This is a genomic window from Frankia sp. CcMO1, from assembly GCF_977945845.1.
On record NZ_CDWTMG010000267.1, the window covers coordinates 1 to 6,201 of the forward strand.

Annotated in this window: 7 protein-coding genes and 1 pseudogene; 6 read left to right on the plus strand and 2 right to left on the minus strand. The window is 67.8% G+C overall.

What is annotated here, in order from left to right:
• Positions 1 to 303 (plus strand): hypothetical protein (locus AC08OU_RS21465; protein ID WP_476605638.1); only part of this gene is annotated, 303 nt, incomplete at its 5' end.
• Between the two features lie 183 nt (positions 304 to 486).
• Positions 487 to 1,548, plus strand: a complete 1,062-nt coding sequence (locus AC08OU_RS21470) for a hypothetical protein (RefSeq protein WP_476601058.1) — start codon at positions 487 to 489, stop codon at positions 1,546 to 1,548.
• 49 nt (positions 1,549 to 1,597) lie between these two features.
• On the opposite strand, the pseudogene AC08OU_RS21475 reads toward AC08OU_RS21470, so the two are convergent.
• A pseudogene (locus tag AC08OU_RS21475) lies at positions 1,598 to 1,732 on the minus strand (IS5/IS1182 family transposase); the annotation flags it as partial.
• A 152-nt stretch (positions 1,733 to 1,884) separates the two neighbouring features.
• Between AC08OU_RS21475 and AC08OU_RS21480 the strand changes: the two are divergent.
• The 4 genes from AC08OU_RS21480 (at position 1,885) to AC08OU_RS21495 (ending at position 5,518) form a co-directional block, all read left to right on the plus strand.
• Positions 1,885 to 3,135 (plus strand): ATP-binding protein, encoded by a 1,251-nt coding sequence (locus AC08OU_RS21480; RefSeq protein WP_476601060.1) that lies wholly within the window; start codon positions 1,885 to 1,887, stop codon positions 3,133 to 3,135.
• A 369-nt stretch (positions 3,136 to 3,504) separates the two neighbouring features.
• Positions 3,505 to 3,915: an effector-associated constant component EACC1 gene (locus tag AC08OU_RS21485; protein ID WP_476601062.1), complete on the plus strand. Its 411-nt coding sequence runs from the start codon at positions 3,505 to 3,507 to the stop codon at positions 3,913 to 3,915.
• 3 nt (positions 3,916 to 3,918) lie between these two features.
• Positions 3,919 to 5,217: a caspase family protein gene (locus tag AC08OU_RS21490; protein WP_476605639.1), complete on the plus strand. Its 1,299-nt coding sequence runs from the start codon at positions 3,919 to 3,921 to the stop codon at positions 5,215 to 5,217.
• A gap of 49 nt (positions 5,218 to 5,266) precedes the next feature.
• Complete coding sequence (locus AC08OU_RS21495; RefSeq protein ID WP_476605640.1) at positions 5,267 to 5,518, plus strand: hypothetical protein; 252 nt, start codon at positions 5,267 to 5,269, stop codon at positions 5,516 to 5,518.
• 384 nt (positions 5,519 to 5,902) lie between these two features.
• Here the strand turns inward: AC08OU_RS21495 and AC08OU_RS21500 are convergent.
• Positions 5,903 to 6,201: helix-turn-helix domain-containing protein (locus AC08OU_RS21500; protein ID WP_476605641.1), on the minus strand; the 299-nt coding region annotated here is incomplete at its 5' end.

Below are 6,201 nucleotides of genomic sequence, written 5' to 3' on the forward strand. Positions count from 1 at the left end.
GATCCAGATGCGCAGCTTATCTTCGACGAGGCCGGAGCCTTCTGCGACCTGCAGGAACAGGACCCACACTATTCGGGTGGCTTCGGTGATGCGAGCGTCCACGCCACCGCCGCCTGCTATTTCAACAGCGGAAACGGCGCACCGTACGTGGCCGAGAACATCTCGATCAAGACGCAGCTCTCCTACTCGGTGCTTCCTCCGTACTGCGAATTCGATCCGATTGGGGAACCATGTGTCGACTCGCGGCCGAACAGGTATAGTTACGAGGCACCCTGTCACCGGCCGTGCCGGGACTACGGCTAGTATAAGGGCGAGTCTGAGATCGCCGTGACGATCAGGGGAGTGATCAAAGTGGGTTACGTCGACAACACCAAGTTCATCGAGGATTGTCCCGTACCACCGGCCTAGCGTCGAGTCGGGCGAGTCCTCATATCTGGCCGTCTATCACATGTACGATCTTGGTTATCACCCTTCGGTTGTCCCCGCATGATGAGTGAGCCCCTGCGCCGCAGCCTCCCGTGGCGCGCCCAGCAACTGCTGGGCGCGCCACGGGCGCTCGGTGTGCTCGCGGAGCTCGCCGGCCTGCGGCTGGGCGCCGTCCGAGATGCGTACGCCGGAAGTCCCGAACCACCTGTATTCCTTGCAACACTGAGGACGAACATGATCGGCCCGCCCCACGCCGCCGGGTGGGCCAGCCGCCGGCGCGAGCACAGCCCTCAGCCACGGACCGTGTTGGAACCTTACGTCGACGCGCTGCAGGACGTGGAACGCCTCACTGCCGTCACCCTGCGCACCGTCTCCGGCTGGGCGTGGTATCCCCTACAGCAGTCCGTGCGGCAGTTCCTGCTTGCCGACGCTCCGGTCCTCGCCGATGTCGCCGTGCGGCTGTCGGCTGCGCCGGCGGCGTGGTGGTGGTGGGAGCCGCTACGCCGCCAGGACCAGATCCTGCTGGGCTCTCCCGCGACCCCACCCGATCTCGACGAACTCGCCGCCCGGGCCACTCCCCGGGAGGCCCCCCGGTTCCGCCTGCCCGCCGGCATCCGCACCTCGACCAGGCTGGGCCCCAGGCTCCCCGCCACCCAGCTCTGCGACGTCGGCGTCACGTCGCGGCACGGACCGCAGATCGGTTGCTGGAGTGTGCCGGTTACCGCCCACGCGCGCGTTTACGAGCTACATGGCCCCAGCGACTGGTTGCGCCTATGCGAGCGCCATCCGACCGTCGCCAACGTGCCCGGCGAATGGCTGACCTGGGGCATTCATACGCCTTGGGCGCTCAGCCCCGACTGGCGCGCCGTCGCCCACGCATGGGACGCCATACACCTCAGCGTCGCCGGACTGCTGACCGCATGCGGCAATCCCATGGTCACGGGAGCACGCGGGACGATCGCTGAGACTGCGGACAGCGAGATAACCATCTGGTTCCGTCCCTGCTTCGGCCGACCAACGCTATCCGCCATCTGGGACACCGAGCGGGATGACCTCCCAGCAGCCACGACGACGTCCGAGACGCCCCGTCGGGAAGGTCGAAGCCGACCGCCCGACGGATGACGTGGTGGGCCCCGTGAGCCACAGTAAGAGCGTGTCTTACGTGGGGTGTCTCCACCTTCCACCGGTGCCGGCCGAGGCGTTCGGTGCTCTCCACGCCGCGGCGGGCGATACGAACCGCGATACGGCGTCGGCGCAGGAAACAGCGCAGGTCCGGCTGGTCGTAGGCCTTGCCCGCACGCAGCTTGCCCGGGTGGCGTCGCCGCGGGCCGTGCGGGGAACGGACCGCGGGGATGCTGGCGACCAGCGGGATGTCGAAGCGCGGTTCGAGTGCGTGTTAGATTACCGGTGTTCTACGTGTAATTACCATGGTCAAGAATGTATTATTTTCATGATCGGATGTTGGTGCGCGCCTACGTTCCTCGCCTGCTCGACGTGGAGCTGCAGGATGTCCTCGCCTCCCACCCAGCCGTCCTCGTCGTCGGCCCCCGGGCATGCGGCAAGACAACCACGACCCGGCGTGTCTGCCAGTCGATCCTGCGGCTGGACGTCCCGGCGCAGGCCGCGGTCGTCAGGGCCGACGCCGACGCGGCGCTGCGCGGGCTCGAGGAGCCTGTCCTGATCGACGAGTGGCAGGTCGTGCCCGAGGTGCTCGGCGCGGTGAAGCGGGCCGTCGATGACGATCCGCGCCCAGGGAGGTTCGTGCTCACCGGATCGTCGCAAGCCGACCTCACCGCCTCGGGCTGGCCTGCTACCGGCCGAATCGTCCGGCTGACGATGTATCCCCTCGTCGGTCGGGAACGCCACGGCGACCCGACCGCACCCTCGCTCATCGACCGGATCCTCGACGCCGACGCGGACGCGTTCGCGGATCCGCCTACCGGCTGGGACCTGCACACCTACCTGACCGAGGCACTCAGCAGCGGCTGGCCGGAGGCGCTGCGAACCGAGGCCGACCGAGCGCGCGACCGCTGGCTGACCGGCTACGTCGACCACCTCGCGACCCGGGAAGCCCCGGCCCTCGGCGTCGTACGAGACCCCCTGCGACTTCGCAGATATCTCCAGGCGATCGCCGCCAACACCGCCGGCTCGCCGACCCACAAGCTGCTCTACGACTCGGCGGGCATCGGACGCGACGCCGCCGTAGCCTACGACGACCTCCTCGACACCCTCATGATCACCCAGCGGGTCCCCGCCTGGGCGCGCAACCGCACGAGTCGCGCGGTCCGGCTGCCCAAGCGATACCTCACCGACCCCGGCCTCCTTGCCCCGTTGCTCCGTATCGACCACCGCCGCGCGCTCCGCGACGGCGACCTACTCGGACGCATCATCGACACCCTCGTCGCCGCACAGTTCCGCGCCGAGTGCGCGCTGAGCGTAGTCGGCGCCGACATGTACCACCTGCGCGACGCCAACGGCCGCCGTGAGATCGACCTGCTCCTCGAAGCCCGAGACAGCCAGATCGTCGCCGTTGAAGTCAAAGCGTCCGCAGCCCCTTCGCGTGCCGACGCACGACACCTTGAATGGCTTCAGGCGGAGATCGGTGCGCGGTTCACACTCGGGCTCCTCGTACACACAGGCCCACGGATCTTCCAGCTCGCGGAGCGCGTCATCGCTGTCCCCGTGGCCAGCCTCTGGTCCTCGAGCTGAGAGCACCACCAGAGATTCACTGGCTGTCGGTTGTTCGTTGTTGCGGTGCGTTACTTCCATCATGCTATGCCACCAAAGAACCAGCAAGTAGCCGGGAGGAGTCTCACCTCCCGGCCATCGCAGAACCGTGTGGGAACCTCTCGATTCACACGGTTTCCATCGTCCAGCCGCCCAAGACCACGGCTTGCAGAGGTCACCGGCCCGGTCGGAGCCTCCGCACCTACCGGAGGTTCGGAACACGTGTTCGATTCCGCTTTACATTTGCGAGGCTTTGGCCGCCGCTGTCCGTCGCGCCGGGCTGGGGAATGGTGGCGGGTACCCCTGATCCGCTACGATCTCGGCGGCTATGCGACGGGAAGCGGGGGCGAGATGAGCGTCGGTGAGCGGGGTGTCACGGCCGGCGCGGTGAGCGTGCTGGTGGTCGTGGCGCCGGACCCAGAGTTGGACGTCGAGGCGGGTGATCGGCTGACGCGGCGGTTGCGCGCGGAGATCGGCGAGCTGGACGTCGAGTCGGTCGGGCTGGCGGCGGGTGGGAGCGTCCCGGAGGGCGCGAAGGTGGCCGACCCGGTCACGGTGGGGGCGATCGTGGTCGCGTTGGGCACCTCCGGCGGGGTGCTGCCGGCGCTGGTCGATACGGTGCGCGACTGGCTTGCCCGCCAGCGCCGGGCGCACCGGGTCTCGATGACCATCGACGGTGACTCCATCGAGGTGGAGCAGGCGTCGACGGAACAGCAGCGGGCGCTGGTCGACGCCTTTGTGCGCCGGCATTCGGCGGGGTAGGCGATGGGCCGACGGCTGGCGCTGTTGATCGCCACCTACGAGTACCAGGATGCCGGGCTGCGGCGGTTGACTGCCCCGGCGCACGACGCCGAGGCCCTTGCCGACGTCTTGGGGGATCCGCGGATCGCCGGGTTCGAGGTCACGGTTCTGGCCAACGAGCCGCACCACCAGGTGGAGCAGGCGGTCGGGGAGTTCTACCGGGACCGGCGTCGGGACGACCTGACATTGTTGTATTTCACCGGCCACGGGTTGAAGGACGACGCCGGCCGGCTGTACCTGGCGATGGCGAACACCCGCCGGGACGGTCTGTGGTTTACCGGCCTATCCGCAGAGGACGTCAACGAGGCCATGGAGAGCTGCCTTTCGCAGCAGAAGGTGCTGATCCTCGACTGCTGCTACAGCGGGGCCTACCCGGCAGGCCGGCTGGCGAAGGCCGACACGGCCGTGCACACCTTCGAGAGTTTCCGCGGCCGTGGCCGTACGGTGCTGACCGCCACGGACTCCACGCAGTACGCGTTCGAAGGCGACCAGCCGCACGGGGAGGCGGCGCGGTCGGTATTCACCCGCTACCTCGTCGAAGGCCTGCGCGACGGTAGTGCCGACCTCGACGGCGACGGCGACATCACGGTCGACGAGCTCTACCTTTACGTCCACGACCGGGTCGTGGCCGAGATGCCGCAGCAGCGGCCGAAGAAGCAGGACAACGTCCAGGGGCGGACCGTCGTCGCCAGGAACGTCAACTGGACGCTGCCTCCCTACCTGCGGCATTCGGTGGACAGCCCCCTGGCCGCGGTCCGCCTCGCCGCTCTCGACGAAATGGACCGTCTGCACCGGGTCGGGAACGAGCTGGTGCGTGGGAAGGTCCGCGCCGAGTTTGTACGTCTCGCCAACGACGACAGCAGAGCGGTGTCGGATGCGGCGACCGCGCGGCTGCGGTCCCTCGACCCCGAAACGGGGGCAATCGCTCCGGCCGTCGCGGTGCCCCCGTTTTTTCCCCCCCCCCGTGCAGGCGGTCGAGCCGCCGCCCGGACCGGCCGCGAGTGCCCCGCAGCTGGCGGTCGCGCCAGATCAGAGGGCGGTCCCGGACGAGGCGGACGCGCTCGAGCGGCCCCAGACGCTGCCCGGCGGCGCCCGGAAACACCTGCCCGCGGCCCGCCGGCCAGTCCCGCCCGGCCCTGCCGCGACGACACATCTCGACGGCGCTGCCCGCACGCCGCGCCCCCAGCCGGCGGACGAGGCACGCCGGGCCCCCTCCCACGGAGTCGCCGAGCGGGGATCCGGTACCGGCAGGGCTCAAGGTGACATTCGGGCAGAACTTATGTGGCGGTCCCCTTCCGGGAAAATTTGTGTCATGCGCATCTTTGTCGACGAAGAACCACGCGCCGTTGAAATCCACGTATCTCTCTGGAAGCCCGATCGTGTAGTCGTCGACGGCGTGCCGCTCAAATTGACCTTTCGGCGCCTTATGCAGGATGCCTTCGGTGACGAGCAGATGTTCGCCTTCGAGCTGCCTCATGCGAGTGATCGACTGCCGGTCCAAGTGAGAGCGACCCGAGATTCCACGGGCGGCCTCAAGTCACTGGACGGCATCAAGGGGACGTAATGAAGTAACAAATACGTGATCGAGAGCATCATCGCAGGTCACAGGCCTGTGGAGGGTTCGAAACGCGCAAGTTATTTCAATTCGACTCCCAAGTCGCTCGAGATCGCCGTCCGGGACGAAATCGTCTACACCAAGGAATGACCTCTTTCTCACTTTCTCACTTTCTCACCTTCTCACCTACCGAGAAAGCAGCGGCGAGCGTAAACGCGGTAGAACGCCTACTTGCCGGAAGCAGCCCTGTCGCGATCGGGCGGACGGTGATTTCAGGAGCCTCGACCAAGATCAAATATTTCTTCCAATGGCACCTTCCAGTGGGGTCCACCGCTGAAGGGTGCCGGCTCGGCTGGACGGTCTTCATGGCCTTTCTTTTCGCGGGACCGGTGTTCAGGGCCGCCAGCGTGCGACCAACTCGGTCCGGTTGGTGCAGCCGAGTTTGGCGAGGATCGAGCGGACATGGCTTTCGATGGTGCGCTCGCTGAGCACCAGCCGCGCCGCGATCTCCCGGTTGGACATGGCCTGGACGACGAGCGCGGCCACCTCGTGCTCGCGGGGGGTGAGCGGGTCGGTCTCTCGGCGGGCGGCCGCCAAGTCGGCGAGCAGCCGGTCAGCGCGGGCCAGCGGCCCGGGCATGTCCAGCCGGCGAGCCTCGGCCGCGGCCGCGGCCACGGCCGCGCCTGCGAGGG

What these genes read in the sequence shown, in the direction of transcription:
- AC08OU_RS21470 (WP_476601058.1), top strand. Translation starts at nt 487, where the DNA reads ATGATGAGTGAGCCCCTGCGCCGCAGCCTCCCGTGGCGCGCCCAGCAA.
- AC08OU_RS21480 (WP_476601060.1), top strand. Translation starts at nt 1,885, where the DNA reads ATGTTGGTGCGCGCCTACGTTCCTCGCCTGCTCGACGTGGAGCTGCAG.
- AC08OU_RS21485 (WP_476601062.1), top strand. Translation starts at nt 3,505, where the DNA reads ATGAGCGTCGGTGAGCGGGGTGTCACGGCCGGCGCGGTGAGCGTGCTG.
- AC08OU_RS21490 (WP_476605639.1), top strand. Translation starts at nt 3,919, where the DNA reads ATGGGCCGACGGCTGGCGCTGTTGATCGCCACCTACGAGTACCAGGAT.
- AC08OU_RS21495 (WP_476605640.1), top strand. Translation starts at nt 5,267, where the DNA reads ATGCGCATCTTTGTCGACGAAGAACCACGCGCCGTTGAAATCCACGTA.